Annotated in this window: 16 protein-coding genes and 1 pseudogene; 4 read left to right on the forward strand and 13 right to left on the reverse strand. The window is 73.9% G+C overall.

The features are described 5' to 3' along the window. Positions 1–22 precede the first annotated feature (22 nt). The 9 genes from ACWDAS_RS32380 to ACWDAS_RS32420 all read right to left on the reverse strand — a co-directional run bounded on the left by ACWDAS_RS32380 (position 23) and on the right by ACWDAS_RS32420 (position 9,187). Positions 23–2,347: a heavy metal translocating P-type ATPase gene (locus ACWDAS_RS32380; RefSeq protein ID WP_450398084.1), complete on the reverse strand. Its 2,325-nt coding sequence runs from the start codon at positions 2,345–2,347 to the stop codon at positions 23–25. A 133-nt stretch (positions 2,348–2,480) separates the two neighbouring features. After that, complete coding sequence (locus ACWDAS_RS32385; protein WP_450398086.1) at positions 2,481–2,693, reverse strand: ferredoxin; 213 nt, start codon at positions 2,691–2,693, stop codon at positions 2,481–2,483. Further along, positions 2,690–4,018, reverse strand: coding sequence for an NADH-ubiquinone oxidoreductase-F iron-sulfur binding region domain-containing protein (locus ACWDAS_RS32390; protein WP_450398087.1), 1,329 nt, complete (start codon positions 4,016–4,018; stop codon positions 2,690–2,692). Before ACWDAS_RS32390 ends, ACWDAS_RS32385 begins: the two co-directional genes overlap by 4 nt. Continuing rightward, entirely contained in the window at positions 4,015–4,701 is a 687-nt protein-coding gene (locus ACWDAS_RS32395; protein ID WP_450398089.1) for a ferric reductase-like transmembrane domain-containing protein, read from the reverse strand. Before ACWDAS_RS32395 ends, ACWDAS_RS32390 begins: the two co-directional genes overlap by 4 nt. Beyond that, positions 4,698–5,687 (reverse strand): FAD:protein FMN transferase, encoded by a 990-nt coding sequence (locus ACWDAS_RS32400; RefSeq protein ID WP_450398090.1) that lies wholly within the window; start codon positions 5,685–5,687, stop codon positions 4,698–4,700. The genes ACWDAS_RS32395 and ACWDAS_RS32400 overlap by 4 nt, the downstream gene beginning before the upstream one ends. Continuing rightward, positions 5,684–6,070 (reverse strand): hypothetical protein, encoded by a 387-nt coding sequence (locus ACWDAS_RS32405; protein WP_450398092.1) that lies wholly within the window; start codon positions 6,068–6,070, stop codon positions 5,684–5,686. The genes ACWDAS_RS32400 and ACWDAS_RS32405 overlap by 4 nt, the downstream gene beginning before the upstream one ends. 78 nt (positions 6,071–6,148) lie before the next feature. Next, entirely contained in the window at positions 6,149–7,549 is a 1,401-nt protein-coding gene (locus ACWDAS_RS32410) for a sensor histidine kinase (protein WP_450398094.1), read from the reverse strand. Next, positions 7,546–8,250 carry a response regulator transcription factor gene (locus ACWDAS_RS32415; protein ID WP_450398096.1) on the reverse strand — a complete coding sequence of 235 codons (705 nt, stop codon included), beginning with the start codon at positions 8,248–8,250 and terminating at the stop codon, positions 7,546–7,548. The genes ACWDAS_RS32410 and ACWDAS_RS32415 overlap by 4 nt, the downstream gene beginning before the upstream one ends. A 382-nt stretch (positions 8,251–8,632) precedes the next feature. Continuing rightward, positions 8,633–9,187, reverse strand: a complete 555-nt coding sequence (locus tag ACWDAS_RS32420; protein ID WP_450398098.1) for a DUF2231 domain-containing protein — start codon at positions 9,185–9,187, stop codon at positions 8,633–8,635. A 198-nt stretch (positions 9,188–9,385) separates the two neighbouring features. On the opposite strand from ACWDAS_RS32420, the gene ACWDAS_RS32425 reads away from it, so the two are divergent. Beyond that, positions 9,386–10,387 carry a ferritin family protein gene (locus ACWDAS_RS32425; RefSeq protein WP_450398099.1) on the forward strand — a complete coding sequence of 334 codons (1,002 nt, stop codon included), beginning with the start codon at positions 9,386–9,388 and terminating at the stop codon, positions 10,385–10,387. Between the two features lie 528 nt (positions 10,388–10,915). Here the strand turns inward: ACWDAS_RS32425 and ACWDAS_RS32430 are convergent. Then, positions 10,916–11,134: pseudogene (locus ACWDAS_RS32430) on the reverse strand (hypothetical protein); the annotation flags it as partial. Between the two features lie 202 nt (positions 11,135–11,336). On the opposite strand from ACWDAS_RS32430, the gene ACWDAS_RS32435 reads away from it, so the two are divergent. Continuing rightward, complete coding sequence (locus tag ACWDAS_RS32435) at positions 11,337–12,290, forward strand: serine hydrolase (RefSeq protein WP_450398101.1); 954 nt, start codon at positions 11,337–11,339, stop codon at positions 12,288–12,290. Between the two features lie 88 nt (positions 12,291–12,378). Here ACWDAS_RS32435 and menC read toward each other — a convergent pair whose 3' ends face one another. Genes menC through ACWDAS_RS32450 form a run of 3 tightly spaced genes read right to left on the reverse strand, consistent with a single transcriptional unit; the run spans position 12,379 to position 16,093 of the window. After that, positions 12,379–13,497, reverse strand: a complete 1,119-nt coding sequence (menC, locus tag ACWDAS_RS32440; protein ID WP_450398103.1) for an o-succinylbenzoate synthase — start codon at positions 13,495–13,497, stop codon at positions 12,379–12,381. Beyond that, positions 13,494–14,390 carry a GNAT family N-acetyltransferase gene (locus ACWDAS_RS32445; RefSeq protein WP_450398105.1) on the reverse strand — a complete coding sequence of 299 codons (897 nt, stop codon included), beginning with the start codon at positions 14,388–14,390 and terminating at the stop codon, positions 13,494–13,496. Before ACWDAS_RS32445 ends, menC begins: the two co-directional genes overlap by 4 nt. Before the next feature lie 47 nt (positions 14,391–14,437). Beyond that, entirely contained in the window at positions 14,438–16,093 is a 1,656-nt protein-coding gene (locus tag ACWDAS_RS32450) for a PucR family transcriptional regulator (RefSeq protein WP_450398107.1), read from the reverse strand. Positions 16,094–16,253: 160 nt separating this feature from the next. Between ACWDAS_RS32450 and ACWDAS_RS32455 the strand changes: the two genes are divergently transcribed. After that, on the forward strand, positions 16,254–17,852 hold the full coding sequence (locus ACWDAS_RS32455; protein WP_450398109.1) for an N-acyl-D-amino-acid deacylase family protein: 1,599 nt from the start codon (positions 16,254–16,256) through the stop codon (positions 17,850–17,852). After that, a complete protein-coding gene (locus ACWDAS_RS32460; protein ID WP_450398111.1) occupies positions 17,849–18,988 on the forward strand; it encodes a M20 family metallopeptidase in 1,140 nt (379 codons plus the stop codon). Before ACWDAS_RS32455 ends, ACWDAS_RS32460 begins: the two co-directional genes overlap by 4 nt. Positions 18,989–19,031: the final 43 nt, after the last annotated feature.

Consider the following 19,031-nt stretch of genomic DNA (forward strand, 5'->3'; position numbering starts at 1 on the left):
TGGGACGTGTCACCGAGTACACCTAGGGCGCGAGGGAGAAGTAGTTCTCTTCCTCCTGCGTGAAGTGCAGGCGCAGGACGGTGTTGAGGCCGTAGAGGCAGGAGCGCAGATCGTCGAGTTGTTCGGGGGCCAGGCTGCCGTCGGACCTGGCCAGTTGCAGGTGGGTGGCGATGCGGCGGGAGAGGCGTTCGATCTCGGTGTGGGCGCGGCTCATGGTGGCGGTGGCCTCGGGGCCGCCGAGGCTGGGAGCGAGGGCGGGGTAGAGCTGGTGTTCTTCGGCGTATTCGTGGGGCAGGAGTCGTTCGGTGAGCAACCGGTGGGTCTCCTCCACGGCCGAGAGGGCCTTGGGGCCGGGGGCGTCGGAGAGGCGGTCGGCGGCATCGCGTACAGCGTCGAGGACGTCCTGCAGGTCGTCATGTTCGGCGGCGAAACGGTGGATGAGGGCTTCGGCGGCGGGGGTGAGGGCCGGGCGTGCGGCCTGGTCGACGCGCAGGGCGCGCAGGGCGTTGAGGATGACGGCGACGTCGATGCCCTCCTGCAGCAGCGCGCCGGCGGCGGGCGGGAGCAGGCCGACGGCAGCCGCGGCCATCGCGACCAGGGACATCAGCATGCCGCCCAGGGCGCTCTGGACGGCGATACGGCGGGCACGCTGGGCGATGGTGACGGCGTCGGCGAGACGGTCGACGCGGTCGGTGGTCAGGACGATGTCGGCGGCTTCGGAGGAGGCGGTGGAGCCGCGGGCGCCCATGGCCACGCCGACGTCGGCCGCGGCGAGGGCGGGGGCATCGTTGACGCCGTCGCCGACCATGACGGTGACCGCGCGCTCGCGCTCCTCGCGCACGGCGGCGACCTTCTCGGCCGGGCTGAGTTCGGCGCGTACGTCGTCGAGGCCGAGGACGGCGGCTACTTCACGGGCGGGTGCGGCGCGGTCGCCGGTGAGCATCAGCAGCCGTTCGATGCCTGCCGTGCGCAGGTGGCGCAGGGTGCGTGGGGCGTCGTGGCGCAGGGGGTCGCGCAGCAGGACGGCACCGGCCGGCTGTCCGTCCAAGGTCAGCCAGGCGACGGCCGCGCCGTCGAGGAGGGCGCGGTTGTCGACCGCCCTGGCCCAGGTGGGGCGTGTGGCTGCAGGGCCGAGGCGGCCGATGGAGACCTGGTGGCCGTCCACGGTGCCGGTGGCGCCCCGACCGGGTTCTTCGGTGACGTCCGTCGGGGCCGACAGCTTCAGCTTGCGTTCCCGGGCGGTGTCGACGATGGCCTGGGCCAGGACGTGGGGCGAGTACTGGTCCACCGAGGCCGCCAGACGCAGTATCTCGGCAGGTTTGAGGCCGGGGGCGGCGGTGACGTCAAGGACGCGGGGGCGGCCGCGGGTGAGCGTGCCGGTCTTGTCGAGCAGGAGGGTGCGGGCGTGGCCGAGGTTCTCCAGTGCGCCGCCGTCGCGGATGACGACCCCGAGGCGGGAGGCGCGGGAGAGGCCGGAGACGATGGCGACCGGGGCGGCCAGCAGCAGGGGGCAGGGGGTGGCGACGACCAGGACGGCGACCGCGCGTACCGCGGAGCCGCTGATCAGCCAGGCCAGTCCCGCCACGATGAGGGACACGGGGAGGAACCAGGCCGCGTAGCGGTCGGCCAGCCGTACGACCGGTGCGGACTCCGCCCCGGCCTGCTGGGCCAGGCGGACGATTCCGGCGTAGGTGCTGTCCTGTTCGGTGGTGGTGGCGCGCAGTTCGAAGGCGCCGCCCGCGTTGACCACGCCGCTGCGTACTCCTTCGCCCTGGACCCGCTCGACCTGGAGGGGTTCACCGGTGAGCACTGACTCGTCGAGGACGGCGGCGGCGCTTTCCACACGGCCGTCGACGGGCACGACCTCCCCGGGACGGACGACAAGCAGGTCGCTGACGGTGACTTCTCCCAGGGGCACCGTGGCCACTCCGGTGTCGGTGCGGCGGTGTGCCGAGCGCGGCGCGTGTTCGAGCAGGGCGCGTAGGTCGTGGGAAGCACGCCGTTGGGCGGCGGCTTCCAGAGTGCGGCCGGTGGCGAGCATGAGCGCGATCAGGGCGCCGGCCAGGTATTCGCCCACAGCCAGGGTGCCGCCCAGTGCGAGTACCGCGATCAGGTCGACACCGGCTTGTCCACGCCGTAGCGCGGCCAGCACCCACCCGATCGCGGGGACGACGGCAGCAATGGTGCCCAGAGCCCAGAGCAGGTCGGCGAGACCGCGGGCATCGGCGATCCAGGCGATGCCGCCACCCGTCAGGGCTGCCGCGGTGACGGTCAGGAGGACGGGTTCGAGCCGTGGGGAGATGACTGCAGTGGTCAGGTGGCGTAGTCGTGCTGTGGTGTGGTTCATGGCGCACCTCGGTCTGTGTGGCGCGGCGACCGTTGGGGCTGTTCCTCTCCATCCCATCGTGGCATCAGGCCTTGGAGGCAGGGGCCGTCCGGCTCTGCACCGGGTCTGGACGGCTGGTGGTGGCGCGTGCCCGTCATGGCCGCTCGGCCTCGAGGTGGAGGGCCAGGACGGGGCAGGCTGCGGCGGCCCGACGGGCGTGGGTGCGCAGGTGGTCGGGGACGGCTCGGTCCTTGATGATGGGGTAGCCCCATTCGTCGAGGTCGATCAGTTCGGGGAGCAGTTCGCCGCACAAGCCCCGCCCGGTGCAGGCGATGCGGTCGACGCGCAGGGTCTTTGAGGGGGTCATCGCCAGGTCTCCGGGGGTACGGCGGGCGGTACGGGGATCCGGGCTGGTCGGTGGGCGGCGGCGCAGGCACCGTGGGTGACGTGCTGATCGACGTCGTCGGTGAAGGCGCACAGGGCGGAGGCGGCGAGGCGGGCGGCGCCGTCGGGTTGGCGGCAGGCGCCACGGCCCGGCAGCAGGGCGGTACGGCGGCGCAGCCGGGCCAACAGGTCCACGTCGGCGCGTCCGGCGGCCAGCGCGGCGAAGTCCTCGGCGACGGCGGGCAGCCCGAAGCGGCAGGGACCGCACTGGTGGGCGCTGTGGGCGGCCAGGTAGGCAAGGATCCGGGCCGTCTCGCTGAGCCCGCAGGCCGAGCAGGGGAGTGCGACGAGCACGCCCGCACCGGGTGCGGCGCCCAGCGGGGCCAGGTCGCGCCGGCTGAGGGGGGTGTACACGTGTTCCGCCGGGAGCCAGGTGCCGGCGAAACCACCGAGCAGGACCGCCCGCAGGGGCTGCGTGGGACCGTCGGCGCGGTCGAGGATCGTGGCGAGGGGTGTACCGAGCGGGACCTCCCGGACGCCCGGGGTGGCGACGGCGCCGGAGACGGTGACCAGCAGGGTGCCGGGCTCGTGCGGGGTTCCCGTGCGGCGGAACCAGTCGGGGCCGTGGCGGGCGATGAGGGCGAGGTGGGCGAGAGTCTCGGCGTTGTTCACGAGGGTGGGGCGGCGCGCGACGCCGCGTTCGTGGGCGTGTGGCGGGCTGCCCTGCGGGCGGGCCGGTCCCCCGTTGAGCCAGCGCACCAGCGAGGTCGACTCGCTGGAGACGTAGGCGTGCGGAAGGGCGTGCAGGCGCAGCCGCAATGGGTCGAGGCGGGCGCGCCGTCGTTCGTCCAGGGCCGCGCGCAGCTGCCGGTACTGGGCGGTACGGCTGTGCGGCAGGCAGATGTGAACGGTGTCGGCGCCGACCGCAGTCGCGGCCAGGACGGCGCCGTCGAGGACGAGGTGGGGTGCGACGGCCAGCAGGAACTGGTCCTTGCGGCTGGCGGGTTCGCTCTCCATGGCATTGATGACGACCACGGTCCGGCCACCCCGTTCCGCCACGGCGCGCATCTTGCGCGCGGTGGGGAACCCGGCGCCGCCGCGCCCGGTGAGCCCGGCCGCCTCGACGGCCTCCAGCAGGGGCATCGAGGTGCGGCTGCCGGGAGCGGGTGCGATGGGCGCCGGTCCGTGGTGTCGGAGGTGATCGGAGAGGGTGGCCGGAGCACCGGTGGCGTACCAGCCGGAGAGCAGCCGGGCTGCGGCGGGGGCGTCCGGCTGGGACGTGAGGGGCGCCGCGGCCGAGGAGTTCATCGTCCGCCTCCGAGCAGAATCGTTGTTGCGGCGGCACGCTGGGCCCAGCCCGGCTGGAGCGGCCCGGCAGCGAGGAACACGGTCAGCACCACGGGCACGGCGGTCGCTGCCACGGCGGCCACCAGGCGTCCGATGCCCCGTCCGGGACCGGCCTTCGCCAGTCGCCACGACAGGGCACCGACCACCGCCACCAGGCAGGCGGCATACAGCCACAGCTGGAGGGGCAGCCGGGTGTCGGTGCCGGTTCCGGCGCCGTGGAAGAGGGCGAGCGGCCAGGCGGAGTAGGCCAGCCAGTGCACGGCCTTCCAGCGGTGCACCCCGAGCCGGCGCCGTAGCGCGCTGGTGACCAGCACCGCGAGCAGCAGGTCGAGCGCGGCCGTGCCCAGCCCGAGCCAGAGCGGCCTGTAGGACGCTGAGAACGGCACCACGGACACCGCCCAGCTCAGGTGCACGAACGGATCGAGCACCGCTGTCAACACGTGCACGGCGAGGAACACCAGGGTGAGCAGGGACAGGTTGCGGTGCAGCAGCCCGACCTCGAAGCGGCCGAGCCGGCGGGGCGCAGACCGTCCGCCGGAGGCGATGCCGAGCACCACGGTGGCGGTGAGCAGGATCTGGGCGAGGGTGCCGCCCGCCCGGCTGGCGTACCACAGGGGGCTGCCGGTCAGGGCCAGCATCGTCATCGCGGGCCTCCGGGGGGCGAACTCCGGGAATCGGCTGGGGCGGGAGCGTGGGAGTCGGGCGGCCAGCCGCCGAGGCGTACGACGGAGCCGTCGAGGCCGGTCAGCCGGGCAGGCAGGGCGGTGGCTCGCAGCCAGTCCGCGGCCCGGTCGCCGAGCACGATCGCCGCCGTGCTGACGGCATTGGCGTCCACGCAGGTGGCGGCCGCGACGGTGACCGTGCGCCACACGGGGGCGGCGGGTTCGCCGGTGACCGGGTCGACGATGTGGTGCAGGACCCGTCCGCCGCGCCGCCAGGTGCGCACCCGGATGCCCGAGGTCGCCAGCGCCCCGCCGGTCACCGCCACAGCGGCACCGCCTTCCGGGGCAGGCCGGGCGTGGTCATCGGCGAGGGCGATCCGCCAGCCGCCCTCGGGTGCCGGTCCGGCTGTCGCCAGGTCGCCGCCGAGACTGACCAGGACCCCGCGGCCGGTCACCGCGGCGGCCTGCCGGGTGGCGCGGTCGGAGGCCAGGGCTTTGGCGGTGGCGCCCAGGTCGAGGCGGGTGCCCGGGGGCAGGCACAGCCGACGGGTACGGGGGTCGAAAGCGATCCGCCGCCAGCCGGGCGCTGGTCGGGCCACGGGCACGGGGCGGGCGTCTTCGGGCGAGAGGGAGGCGAAAGTGCGGTCGTAGCCGAGCGCGATCACAGCGCTGCCCACGGTCGGGTCCACGGCGCCGTCGGTGATACGGGCGGCACGCAGGGCGGCCTGCAGCGCCTCGGCGAAGTATTCGCTGACCGTCGTCGTGACACCCGCGCTCACATTCACACGCGTGAGCTCGGAGTCGGGCCGGAAGCGGCTGCAAGTGCGGTCGACGACGGCCAACTCGGCGCGCAGCACCGCTTCCGCTGCGGTCAGGGCGACCGCGTCAGTGACCAGCAGCGTGGCCGTCGTGCCGAGGGCCGGGAAGACGACCTGAGCGGCAGAGGGGGCCGGGATGTGCGTGCTCATGACGCCCCCGTCGTGGTCTGCGGCTGCTGCTGTGTCGCGGCCGGCGGCTGGGCCGGGGGCCGCGGAGCCGGTTGAGCAACGGGAGCCGCGGCCTCGTCGTCGTCCTCGTGACCGTTCGGCTCCTCGCGCCCCTCGTCATCCTTCCCCACAGCGGCGGAAGTCGACGCCGCGGGCGTGTGCACCGGTGCGTTCGCCGGCGCGGGGGCGGCCGAACCGCCCGGCAGCAGATGCGTGTAGAAGCCGCCCAGAGCCGCCGCGCCGGCCGAGGCCGTGACCGCGATCCACAACGTGGTGCGGCGGCTGCGGCGCAGACCGCGGTCGCGCGCGTGCGGGGAGAAAGCGGGGGCGGGTGTCGGCGGGAAGTCGTCGGGCGAAGGCGCCATGGCAGCCTCCTGGTGAATCGGCGGCCCGGATCGGCTGCGTGCACCTCCAGGCTGTGCTCCCGACGCCCAGGAACTCGCTCACGTCTCCTTCAGAACCAGTAAAGATCTCGACGCCCCGTCCCCCTTGCGCCCGCCCTCCGGCCACAGGGGCAGATCCAGTACGGCGGTCAGCCCGCCACCGGGCGTGTCCTCCAGCCGTGCCGTACCGCCGTTGACGGTGACCAGCCGGTGCACGATGGCCAGCCCCAGGCCCGCGCCCCGAGCCTGGGGGTTACCGAACCGGCGGAAGGCGACCGCCTTCGCCTCGTCCGTCATCCCGGGACCGTCGTCCCGCACGGACACCCGGGCCGTGTCCCCCATCGTGCGCCGGTCGACGATGATGCTCCCGCCGGCCGGCACGGCTTCCACGCCGTTGGCGATCAGGTTGTCCAGGATCTGCTCCAGATGACCCGCGCCCAGCGCGGCGACCGGCGCCGGCCCCTCGCAGACGGCGGTGAGCCGCACACCGCGCTCCTCGGCGACGGGCGACCATGCGGCCACCCGCTCGGCCACCACCTCGCCGACCTGCACCGCAGCCGGACGCGGCGTCGCCTGCTCGGCACGCGCCACCGCCAAGAGCCCGTCGACCATCCGGGACAGCCGTGCGATCTCCTCCTGCGTGGCGGCCAGCTCCACAGCCGTGTCACCCTCGGCACCGGCGGCCAGGACATCGAGCCGCAACCGCAGCGCTGCCAGCGGGGTGCGCAACTGATGGGACACATCCGCGATCACCGCCCGGTGGCCGTGCACCAGCGCCTCCGTGCGGGCCGCCATGGTGTTGAAGGTGGCGGCCAGCCGGCGCACCTCCGGCGGACCCGCCCCAACGTCGGCCCGCTCCTCGAGGACGCCCTCACCCAGGCGCCGGGCGCTGGCATCCAGCGTCGACAACGGACGGCTGACCCAGCGGGCCAGGCGCACGGACAGCAGCGCGGACGCGGCCAGCCCGGCGACACCGATCACGGCGGACCAGCCCCAGATCGCCGCGATCCGGGCGCCCAGCGGGCCGGCCGAACGGGCCAGAACGACCACTCCGGCGGGCCTGTGCACCTCACCAGCCGGTTCCGCGGCCAGCAGCCATCCCTCGTTCTCCGGCGGCTCCGGCTCATGCCCGGCCAGCACCTGCTCCACCAGCTCCTTCGCATCCTCGCCCTGGGCCGCCCTACAGGGCGTACCGGCCACCAAGCGCCCGGCAGCGTCATACACCGCGGCGCAGTCCCCCGCCCGGGCTGAGGCATCCAGCTCCTGGCGCATGACGTTCGGCGGCTTGTTGTCGGAGAGGTGCTCCTCGGCCGCCGCGGCGATCACCCGGGTGGCCGCCCGCTGGCTGTCGCGGTAGGCAACGCGCTCGCGCGCCGTCATCGACACCGCCAGCGGCACAACCGCCAGCACCAGCAGTACAGACGTCAGGACCAGCAGCGTCCAGGTGATCCGACGCGTCACGACCGCTCCCGCGACTCCCCGACCGCCCCGAGCCGGAACCCCTGCCCGTAGACCGTCTCGATCAGCCCCGGCACGCCGAGCTTGCGGCGCAGGGCCGCCACATGCACGTCCAGCACCTTCGTCGGCCCGTACCAGTGGGCGTCCCAGGCCCGGTCCAGGATCTGCTGCCTGGTCACCACCCGGCCCGGGTCCGCGGCCAGGCACTCCAGAATGCCGAACTCCTTCGGCGTCAAAGCGACCGCATGTTCACCCACCGAGACCTGTCGGGTGCGCAGGTCCAGCGCCAGCGGCCCGTGCTGCAGGATCTCCGGCCCGGCCGGGCGCCGGCGGCGCAGCACGGCCCGGATCCGCGCCAGCAGCTCGGCCAGCCCGAACGGTTTGACCAGGTAGTCGTCGGCGCCCTCGTCCAGGGCCAGCACCCGATCCGCCTCCTCACCCCGCGCGGTCACCGCGATGATCGCGGCGTCCGACCGAGCACGCAGCCGCCGGCACACCTCGACGCCGTCGATGTCCGGCAGCCCCAGATCCAGCAGGACGACGTCGGGGGTGGGCGCCGACAGTGCGGCCCGCCCGGTCCGGACGCCTTCGGCTCCGTATCCGGCCTGCCGCAGGCCGCGCACCAATGACTCCGCGATGCCGCGGTCGTCCTCCACGACCAGCACCCGCGTCTCCTCGGCATTGCCCCTGGTCTGGGCGTTCATACGCGCTGCCCGCCTCTCGGGTGAGGGGATCTACTGGCGCCGACTCTCCCAGGCTGCGCCAGTGCCGCGCGCCGGCGGTAGGGGCCGACCGTCCCCCGCCGACGCGAACGGCACCGACACCGACCAGAACACGACGGAGAACCCGCTGCGTCTTTTCGTCCGGCCTCGAGTTCCGCGATCTTGTCTTCCGCAGCCGCGAGACTGACGCGGAGCTCTTCGACTTCACCGAACCATCCTTCGCGCTCGGCTTCGATGATCCGGTCGTGCAGGTGTGCCACACCGACTTCCATGCCAGGAACAGTTCAGGCGCGGGCGCCTGTATGCCCGTTCCGTCAGGCCGGGCTGGTACTGCGTTGGTTCCGCGAGCGCGGCTGCCGGCGCGTCATTCGCCCGCTCCTGGCTCACTGGTGGAGATCTCGCCCTGCCAGACGGCCTTCGCGCCGGAGTCGCCGATCCGGTAGACCTCGATGACCGCGCCGGCGGTCACGGCCAGAGCGAGTGCCACGGCTGCGATGCGTACGGGCACCGAGGAGGCGAGCCGAACCGCGGTGGATGCCCGATGAGAGATGGGGCGAGGGAGTGCATCGCCCGCGGCGGGGTTCCGCGGGGCGGTGACGCGGCCCAGCCACCAGACGGCGGTGGTGAGGACGAACAGGGCGATCGCCCACGGGGTCAGTCCTTCACCCATTTCGGTATGTCTTTCCACCAGCGCGGTCTCCTTCACCCGCTCCTCCAGCCACTCACCGGACTCGGTGGTCAGCACGACCAGCGCCAGAGCGACCAGGCCGAGCACGGGCAGCAGCCAGCTGAACCGGCGCGCCACTGCCGGCCACAGCGTGCAGGCGACGAGCGCCAGCGCCGTCAGCGGGATCAGCACCACGACGCCGTGGACGAAAAGGGGATGGCTGGGGAGGCCATTGAACAAGCCGACGCTCACGGGATCTCCTTCGACGCGCAGCGCCGGCCGGATGCCGACATGGCTGCTGCTGCGGGCATTGTCCGGTGGATGCGTCCTCAGCCCGGAGAACTGCGCGCGTATGGAGCAGCGGGCGAAGCGTGACAACGAGTAACAGCCATTCACCCGAATGACGGTCCGGCCTGGCCGGTCACGGGTGTCCTTGGTGCCATGGCGTGGGTGCCCGCAGCAAGATTCCTGGACCATGAGGAGGTCAGTGTGATCCCGCACCGCATATGCGCCCTGGCAGCAGTGGCGCTCGCCGTCGGCCTCAGCACCCCCGCCGTCGCCGTCCGCCCGCCCGCCGTCGCCGTCCGCCCGCCCGCGGGCGGCATGCCGCACGGCCTGCACGCCGGAACTTCGGCGGACCTGGAGAAGTCCCTGCGGGGCGAGGCGTTCGCGAACGCCTCGTACTCGCTCTTCGCCGAGCAGGCGCGAGCCCAGAAGCTGTCCGCCGTGGCCACGCTGTTCCAGCGGGTGGCCTCTGTCGAGCTGGGGGAGCACTTCACAGAAGGGGCCGCCCTGACCGGCCTGGTGGGCAGCGACGCCGCCAATCTCCGCGCTGCCGCCGAGGGCGAGTCGTACGAGTCGCGGGTGATGTATCCGGGCTTCGCCCGGCAGGCCAAGGAGGACGGCGATACCAAGGCCGCGGAGCTGTTCGCGGAGATCGCCAAGGACGAGGCGGTCCACCACCAGCGGTTCCTGGCGGCGCTGCGCGTGCTGACGACGGGCAAGGGCAGCATTCCCAAACCGCCGGACGTCAGCCCGGTGCGCGTGCGCGCGGGAATGCCCGAGGTCCGTGGGGCCCGCACCAAGGCGAACCTGGACACGGCCATGCACGGCGAGGCGCTGGCACACGCCAAGTACGCCCTGTTCGCCAAGCACGCCGAAGCGTGGGGCAACAAGCCCTTGGCGCGGCTGTTCACCGGCGCCGGCAACGTCGAATTGCGCGAGCACTTCACCGGTGAGGCGGCACTGGCGGGGCTGGTGCGCTCCACGCGCGACAACCTCACCACGGCCGTCACCGGTGAGCAGTACGAATCGCGGACGATGTACCCGGACTTCGCGCGGAAGGCGCAGGCCGTCGGCGACACCGGAGCGGCCGCCCTGTTCCGCAACGACGCCGGGGACGAGGCCGGACACGCCCGCGACTTCGTCGCCGCACGCCTCGCGCAGCGGTGACCGCGCCGCACTGCGACTGAGGCAGGCGGTCGTGGGCCGGGGCGGTGGCCGCGGCCCGTACTCCTGACGTCAGCGGGCGCCCAGGCGCACCGCCAGGGCCTGCGGCCCGGCTCGTGGCGGCCCCGGGGCTCGGGGCCGCCGCGCTGCGGGCTGCGCCGTCGCGGGCTTCGAAGACAGCGCGGGGGAGTCCTCACCGGGTCAGTCCGCTGACTTCCATCAGGCTCAAAGTGGGCACGGCGACGGTAATCCGCCCGTGGGCCTGTTCGCGCAGGGCCGCGTGCGCGGGTGGTGGACGGTCCGCGTTGGCTGGTGGGCTGCGGCCGCGGACTGGTGGGGGAGTGGCTGATCAGAGCCGCACGGAACGCCGACGGCCGTGTCAAGGGGGCCTTGACGTACCCTTCGGGCGCGCACGCAGGGGAAGGGCCCCCATCGTCTCGGCAAGGGGCCTTGACGAGACGGGTCGGGCTGGTGCGGGGCCCGGTTCCGTTCCGCCCCGTCCGCCGTCAAAGACCGGCCCCGGCCCCTGTCCGGGCCGTGCCGCTTGACGAAGGTCCGCGCGGCGTCCGGCTCGGACGTGATGAGCGTGGGCGGGAACAGGAAGCCCGCAGCCACGGCGGCGGCGAGCCCGGAGGACTTGAACTCGGCGTCGCCGATGCGGTGCGGACGGTTGACGTACCCGTCTTCGGCGCGGGCACAGGCCGGCGCCGAAGCCGGGTACGGGGCCGTCCGCCCCACGCCCCACGCAGCGCAGTGAGACCCGCCCCGGCGCGTGTTCGGGCGCCATGGCCCGCCCACTGCAACGCGGCTGCCGTCCTTGTCGCCGCCGACGAAGACGCGGTCCTGCCCTCGTGTGCATGCTGCTCCCGCGCCTCGTTCCCCGTGCTCCCCGCGCAGATGACATGGGCGGGGCGCCCCCGAGTGACACGACATCCTGGAAGGGGTCAGCGCCATGAAGGAGACCACGACGACGGTCGGCAGTCCGCCCGGCGGTCACCACGGGGCCCAGACCGGCCCCGAGGAGGTGCGGCGCGCCATTGCCGAGGCGTTCACGGCGGCCGGATCCGCGGGGTTCGTCCACGCCGTCGACATCGACAGTGGTGTGCAGTTCGAGTACGGGGCGGACGACCCGGTGCTCCTGGCCAGTGTCTGCAAGATCCCCGTCCTCGTGGAGCTCCACGCCCGGGCCGACGAGGGCACGATCGACCTGAGCAGCCGGATGCTCCTGCCGCAGGCAGGCCGGTCGCCCGGTCCGACAGGGTTGTCGGTCATGGTCGACCCGGTCGAGGTCTCGCTGCGCGACCTGGCCTACTGGATGATCAGCGTGAGTGACAACGCCGCGACCGACGTCCTGTGCGAGCTGCTCGGCATCGACGCCGTCAACGCCCGGATGGCAGGGCTGGGCCTGAAGGAGGTGCGTGTGGAGGGGACCTGCAAGGACATCTACGACGCGTTCGACGAAGTACTGGGCGGCGCCGACGTCACCGAGCTCAGTGCTGCGCAGATCGAGCGGCTGCGGGGCTCCCGCGCGCTGCACATCCCGTCCGGCACCCGCGGGACGGCCCGCTCTCTGACCGCTCTGCTCTCGATGATCTGGCAGGACCAGGCGGCGTCGGCCGAGTCCTGCGCGGCGATGCGCCGCATCCTCGGGCTGCAGGTCTGGCCGCACCGGCTGCGCAGCGGCTTCCCGGACGACTCGGTGACCGTCGCGGGCAAGACCGGCACCCTGCCGTTCGTCCGCAACGAGGTCGGCGTGGTGGAGTACCGGGACGGCGGCCGGTACGCGGTCGCCGTGTTCACCTGCCCCCGTTCGTCGGCGTACGCGAACCCGCCGGCCGACGCCGTGATCGGCACCGTGGCCCGCATCGCCGTCGACCACCTCCGCGGGTCGCAGTCGACCGGCTGACATCCCGACGCGTCGCGCGGCAGCCGGCCCCCCGGGGGTCCGGCTGCCGGCGGTGGGGGCCCGGGGCGAGACACCGGGCCCGTGAGACCTACCGCAGGGAGTCCAGGGTCGCCCAGTGGCTTGAGACCGTGACCTCCTCCAGGACGTCCGGCTGGATCTCGACGCCGAACCCCGGTGCGTCGGGCACCTGCAGGTGTCCGTCGGACAGGACGAAGGGGGCGGTGACGTCCTGGGCGTAGAAGCGCGCGGACGCCGAGGTGTCCCCGGGCAGGACGAAGCCGGGAAGCGCGGCCAGCGCCACGTTGGCGGCCCTGCCGATCCCGGTCTCGAGCATGCCCCCGCACCACACCGGGGCTCCCATGGCGGTACAGACGTCGTGGATGCGCCGGGCCTCCAGGTAGCCGCCGACCCGGCCGGGCTTGATGTTGACGATCGAGCAGGCCCCGGAGGTCAGCGCGTCGGCCGCGGCACGCGCCGAGGTGATCGACTCGTCCAGGCAGACGGGCGTACGGATCCGCTTGGCCAGTTCGGCGTGGCCGCGCACGTCGTCCTCGGCCAGCGGCTGCTCGACCAGCAGCAGACCGAACGGGTCCAGGAGGGCGAGCTGGGGCGCATCGGCGAGGGTGTACGCGGTGTTGGCGTCGACCTGGAGCAGCAGATCGTCGCCGAAGCGTTCGCGTACCGCCCGGACGGGTTCCACGTCCCAGCCGGGCTGGATCTTCAGTTTGACGCGCAGATAGCCCTCGTGCAGGTACCCGGCCACCGCGTCGAGCAACAGGTCGACCGAGTCCATGATCCCGACGGAGACACCGGCCGGGACCCTGTCGTGCACCGCACCGAGGTAGCGGGCGAAGGGCACCCGGGCGGCCCGCAGTTCGGCGTCGAGCACCGCCATCTCCAGGGCCGCCTTCGCCATGCGGTGCTCCTTGACCGGCGCGAGCAGCGGGGCGACGTGTGCGGCCGTCACCTCGGGAGCCGCGGCGAGCCGGGGCAGCAGGAAGCGCTTGACGACGTGCTCGGCACCGTCGAGGTACTCCGCCGAGTACAGCGGGTCGCTCATGGCCACGCACTCGCCCCAGCCCTCCGCCTCGGGGGTGACGATGCGCAGGAGCAGCAGCTCGCGGGCGTGCTGCGTGCCGAACGACGTGCGGAACGGCTCGACGAGCGGCAGCCGTATGCGCCGCAGTTCGCATCCGCTGATCTTCACGAGGGGTTCCTCCGGGTGAGTAGGTAGTGCCCGGACCGGGTGCAGGTCCGGATCGCGTAGCCCTCGGAGAGGGCGCCGGTCAGGGCGGTGCGCAGGGCGAGCCGCCACGCGGTGGCGCGGGCCGGGTCCTCGCGGCGCACGGCCTCGATGTCCGGGGGTATCCAGACCAGCTGGGCCTCCGCGCCGGTCTGGTGCGGCTCGGGGCCGCCGTCCGCGCCCTGCGCCAGCCGCGGCTCGGCACGAGCGGCGGCATCGGCCTCCACGGGGCGGCGGCTCGGCACGCCGTCGAGGCGTTCGACGACGTGGGGGGCGAGCAGCGGCCAGGTGAGGTGGAGCCGGTCGCTGTGCTGGCCCGCGTTGATGCCGTCGGTCATGTCGCCGTAGAAGTCGGTCAGGTACTCGGTCGCCCGGGCACCGAGCTTGACCAGGTTGAAGTGGGCGTTGCGCCGCACCAGCGGGTCGAAGGTCCAGGTGATGTTCTCGATCCCGCGGCGGACAGCCCAGTCGCGCTGGTGGAGTTTGAGCGCGAAGCCGATGCTGCGCCCCTGGGCGCCGGCCCGGACGCCGCTGATGTGGGAGTGCAGCGTCGGCCGGTCGCGCAGACCGAGGAAGCCGACGGACGCGCCGAGCAGTTCCTCGCCCTCGAAGGCACCCACCACGTAGTTGCCCGCGTGAGCGAGTGCCCGCATGAGGTCGGAGTTGAGCGGGGGGCGGTCCGGGACGGTGTTCCAGACGTCCGCGAACAGGCGGGCCGCGCTTCTCAGCGCGGCCAGGCCGGTGAGTTCTCGCACGTCGACTCCGGCACGGGCCTGGGCGGCCGCCGCGGCGGCCGCCGCCCGGTACCGCGCGTCGCTTGCGGCGCCCGTGAGGGCGGCTGAGGGTGAAGTAGCCACCCCCTCAATCTGTTTGCATCCGCCGGCGAGTGCTTCGTCGCGGCAGATCAATCCTGGCCGGGGACTTGGTGGGCGCCGACCACGTGGCGGCCCGCGTCGGCGGCCGTCGCCGCTCGGCCCTCCCCGACCGTCAGCCGCAGCTGCAGCCAGAGCACCAGGCGTTGGTCCGCGTCCCCCAGGTCCACGCCGAACAGCTCCCCGACCCGGCGGACGCGATACCGGAAGGTGTTCTGGTGGATGTGCAGGCGGTCCGCCGCGACAGTGGTGTCACCGAAGGCGTCGAGGTAGGCCAGGAGGGTCTCGGCGTACCGGGTGCCCTTCTCGGCGTCGTGCCGCAGCATGGCGGTGACCGAGGCGAGCTGGATCCGCGGGTTGCCGGCGACGGTCTCCTGGAGCTCCTGCAGGATCGCCTGGCAGCGCACGTCCTCGATGGAGGCGACACGGGTACCGCGTGGCCCGGTGGCGAGCACGGCCAGCACCCGGTCCGCCTCCTGGCGTGAGCGCGGCACGTCCGCGAAGTCGGCCACCGTGGATCCGATGCCGGCTCGCAGCCGGCTGTGCAGCGACTCCTCGCAGCGGCTGACGACGGTCTCGGCCAGTGCCGCCACCCGGGTCCGGGGCATGTCCTCCGGAAGCGGGAGCAAGGCGTACACGACCGGGCCGTCGACGACACAGGAGGCGGCGGAGGCCAGCGTCTCCGCGCAGGCCGTCACCAGGTCCGCGACCTGCAGCCCGAGGACGCCGACCGGAGTGCCGGACGCGGAGGGCAGTTCGAAGGCGAGCACGGTCATCAGGCCGCATTCGATGCCGAGTCTGGCCGCGGAGGGGGGCCGGCCGGCGAGCAGGGAGCGGAGCAGCTCGCCGCGGGCCCGGCGCTCCAGCTCCGTGGCCCGGCGCAGCCTGAGCAGGTGGAGCGCCGCGACCCCGGCGGCGTCGGCCAGTGCCTGCTCCGCCTCGGGTCCCAGCGGGATGCCGGACTCCACCGCCCAGATGGAGCCGAGGAGCTCGGTACCGGCGCGGACCGCCACGGCGATGCGGGGCAGCGGCGCGGCGTCACCGATCCGGATGACGCCGGGGGCGCGCCACAACCGCCGGTAGATCCGCTGGTAGTTGCCGTCCCGGGGCACCTGCCGCCCGAGGATGGTGTCGCGCCGCGGGTCGTCGATCGGCTGGCCGGGAAGGTTGGAGTAGGCGAGAACCCGCTGCTGGGGGTCCTCCACGGTGATGGCCCCGCCCACCATCGCCGCCACGGCGTTGGCCAGACCGAACAGGTCGCCGACCGCGCCGGCCGAGGGGAACCCCGGCCCGTCCTGTCCGGCGCTGCCAGCGGCGGCGGCGAGCAGCGCGTCGACGTGCCGCCAGGGGATGACGTCGGCGACGGCGAGCACGGCGACGCCCGCGGCGGTGGCGGCCTGGACCAGCGGGCCGGTGTCGGCCCCACGGGTCTTGAGGGCGATCGCCGCGACGCGTGCCCGGCCCAGGGCCGGCAGGGCGTCGAGGAGCGCCTCGGCGTCGGGACGCATCCCCACGGCCAGCAGCATCGCCCCCGCGCGGGCGGGCCCCTCGTCCTCGGTGACGTCCAGGACTGTGTGCTCGGTCACCTGGATGTCGCACCCCGCCGGTGCGGTGAGCAGGCGGGCGGCGGAGGTCCCGAGGAGGCCGAGGATCCGCGCCAGGGAGGGGTGTGTGCCATGGTCCGTCACGTTGCGTCCTTCCAAAGCCCATACGTTCGCACGCCCGGCCCGGCACCGGTATGTGCGGGGCAACATGGCCGCCGGGCGGGATTGGTCGCGGAGGACGAGGTGGGGGCGGTTGCCTGCGGCGAGACTGCCGACGCAGGCAACCACAGTGGGGAGAGATGGCGTGTACGACCTGAAGTTGTGCGGGGGCACCGTCCACGACGGCCTGGGATCCCCCGGCGTGCGGGCGGACGTCGCGGTGACGGGCGACCGGGTGGTGGCGGTCGGCCGCGGTCTGGGGGCCGCCCGGCGGGAGATCGACGTCGCGGGGCTGGTGGTCGCGCCGGGATTCATCGACCCGCACAGCCACTCGGACCTGGTCCCGATGATGTCCGAGCCGCAGCCTTTCAAGCTGTTCCAGGGCGTGACGACCGAGATCGCCGGCAACTGCGGCTACTCCCCGGCCCCGATGGACGACGCGGCCGCCCGGGAGGCCCAGGCCCTCTTCGGCGACCTGGCGGCCGGGACGGCGTACCGGGCGCGGTCCTTCGCCGCGTACCTCGACGACATCGAGGCCGCCGGTCCCACCAACCACATGGCCGTACTGGTCGGGCACCACACACTCCGGCTGACGGCCAACGGAATGCACCGGCGGCTGGCGCCGGGGGCGCTTCAGGCCATGTGCGCGCTGGCCGACGAGGCGTTCACCGCGGGTGCCGCCGGGCTGTCCAGCGGGCTGATCTACACCCCGGGAGCCTATGCCGACGTCGAGGAACTGGTGGCGCTCGGGAAGGTCGCCCACCGGTGGGGGCGCCCGTACGCGACCCACATGCGGGACGAGAGCGACGCCCTGGAGGACGCCCTCGACGAGGCGATAGAGATCGGCCGGCGGGCACGGATCCCGGTGCAGATCTCGCACTGCAAGGCGGCCGGCCGGCCCAACCACGGCAAGTCCGCGGTGCTGCTGGAGAAGCTGCGCGCGGCGCGGGTGGCCGGGGTGGACGTCCGCGGCGACCAGTACCCCTACCTGGCCGGCGGCACCATGCTGCACGCCCTGCTGCCGCCCGAGGCCCTCGCCGGCGGCGCCGAGGCGCTGCTGGCCCGGATGACCGACCCGGCCGAGCGTGCCCGGCTCCGTGCCAGGGCCGAGGACCCGGCGCGGGCGGTGGCGGCGGGGCTGTGGCGCCAGGTGTCGCCCGCCGACGTGCTGATCAACCGTCACCGGGACGCCGGCACCGTCGGCCGGACCCTGGCGGGGATCAGCGGCGCGGACGACGCGTGGGAGGTGCTGTGCTCCCTGATCACGGCCGATGTGAACGCGATGATCGTGCCGACCATGATGGCCGAGTCCGACCTGCGCGCGATCATGGCCGATCCGCTGGTCGGCATCGGCTCGGACAACGGAATGCCCACCGGGCTCGATCATCCGCGCACCTGGGGCTGCTTCCCGCGGTTCCTGGGCCGCTACGTACGGGAGGAGAAGGTGGTCGACTGGCCGGAGGCGGTCCGCAAGGCGACCTCGGCGACCGCCGCCCAGTTCGGCCTCGCCGGGCGCGGCTGGGTGGGGCCGGGCGCCATCGCCGACCTGTGTGTCCTCGACCCGGAGACGGTCGGCCATGAGGGCACCTACGCGGTGCCCGACGTCAGGCCGACGGGCATCCCGTACGTGGTGCTCGCCGGAGAGGTCGTGGTGGACTCCGGGGAGTTCACCGGCGGGCGGCGAGGCCGCGTGCTGCGCGCGGGCCACGGCGAGCGGGCCGCCGGGAAGGCGGTGGCGCGGTGAGGCGCGCCTCGCTGCTCGCCGCGGCCGCCGCGCAGGCGCCGCGGATGCGGGCCGAACTGGCCGCGCTGGTGGAGCGGGAGTCGTACTCCTCGGACCTGCCGGCGCTGCACTCGTGTGCGGACCTGGTGGCGGAACTCGGCACCCGGGCGCTGGGGAGCCCGCCCCGGCGCCTGGAGTCGGCGGGCCGGCCCCACCTGCTATGGCCGGGCTCGGGCACCGGCGACGTGCTGGTGCTCGGCCACTTCGACACGGTGTGGCCGACCGGCACGCTGGCCAGGTGGCCGTTCGCGGTGGACGGCGACAGGGTGACCGGGCCCGGTGTCTTCGACATGAAGGCCGGCATCGTGCAGCTCTTCGCGGCCCTGCGGCTGCTGCCCTCGACCGAGGGCGTCGCGGTCCTGCTCACCAGCGACGAGGAGCTCGGCGCCCCGTCCTCGAGGGCGCTGATCGAGGACACCGCCCGCGGCTGCCGGGCGGTGCTGGTGCCGGAACCGAGCGCGGACGGGGCGCTGAAGACCGCGCGCAAGGGCATCGGCACCTACCGGCTGGACGTCGGCGGACGGGCGGCGCACGCGGGACTGGAGCCCCACAAGGGCGTCAACGCCACCGTGGAGGTCGCCCGCCAGGTGCTGCGCATCGCCGCGCTGGGCGACTGCGCGGCGGGCACCAGCGTGACCCCCACGGTGCTGTCGGGCGGGTCCTCGATGAACACGGTTCCCGAGCACGCCTCGGTGCGGGTGGACGTGCGGGCATGGTCGGCGGCCGAGCTGGAGCGGGTGGACGCGGCCCTGCGCGCGCTGGAGCGCGTGGCCGCCGGTGCCCGCCTGGAACTGGACGGGGGCATCAACCGGTACGCGCTGGAGTCCGCGTACTCGGCGCACCTGTTCGCCTCGGCGGTGCGGGAGGCCCGGGCGCTGGGGCTGGCCCCGCTGCGCGGAGCGGCGGTCGGCGGCGGCTCGGACGGCAACCTCACCGCCGGGCTCGGGGTGCCCACCCTGGACGGCCTGGGCGCGGTGGGCGACCATGCGCACGCGCCGGGCGAGTACGCCGACCTGTCCGCGATGCCGCAACGGGCGGCGCTCCTGGCGGCGTTGATCGGCCGGCTGCTGGGAACCGGGAGCGGGGCGGCCCGGTAGGCCCCGGGAGCCGGCCCGCTGCGGACCGCGGTCGCCCTGCCGC

The organism is Streptomyces sp. NPDC001070, from assembly GCF_053598835.1.

Coding starts and splice junctions, on each gene's coding strand:
- ACWDAS_RS32380 (WP_450398084.1), bottom strand. CDS start 2,347: ATGAACCACACCACAGCACGACTACGCCACCTGACCACTGCAGTCATC.
- ACWDAS_RS32385 (WP_450398086.1), bottom strand. CDS start 2,693: ATGACCCCCTCAAAGACCCTGCGCGTCGACCGCATCGCCTGCACCGGG.
- ACWDAS_RS32390 (WP_450398087.1), bottom strand. CDS start 4,018: ATGAACTCCTCGGCCGCGGCGCCCCTCACGTCCCAGCCGGACGCCCCC.
- ACWDAS_RS32395 (WP_450398089.1), bottom strand. CDS start 4,701: ATGACGATGCTGGCCCTGACCGGCAGCCCCCTGTGGTACGCCAGCCGG.
- ACWDAS_RS32400 (WP_450398090.1), bottom strand. CDS start 5,687: ATGAGCACGCACATCCCGGCCCCCTCTGCCGCTCAGGTCGTCTTCCCG.
- ACWDAS_RS32405 (WP_450398092.1), bottom strand. CDS start 6,070: ATGGCGCCTTCGCCCGACGACTTCCCGCCGACACCCGCCCCCGCTTTC.
- ACWDAS_RS32415 (WP_450398096.1), bottom strand. CDS start 8,250: ATGAACGCCCAGACCAGGGGCAATGCCGAGGAGACGCGGGTGCTGGTC.
- ACWDAS_RS32435 (WP_450398101.1), top strand. CDS start 11,337: ATGAAGGAGACCACGACGACGGTCGGCAGTCCGCCCGGCGGTCACCAC.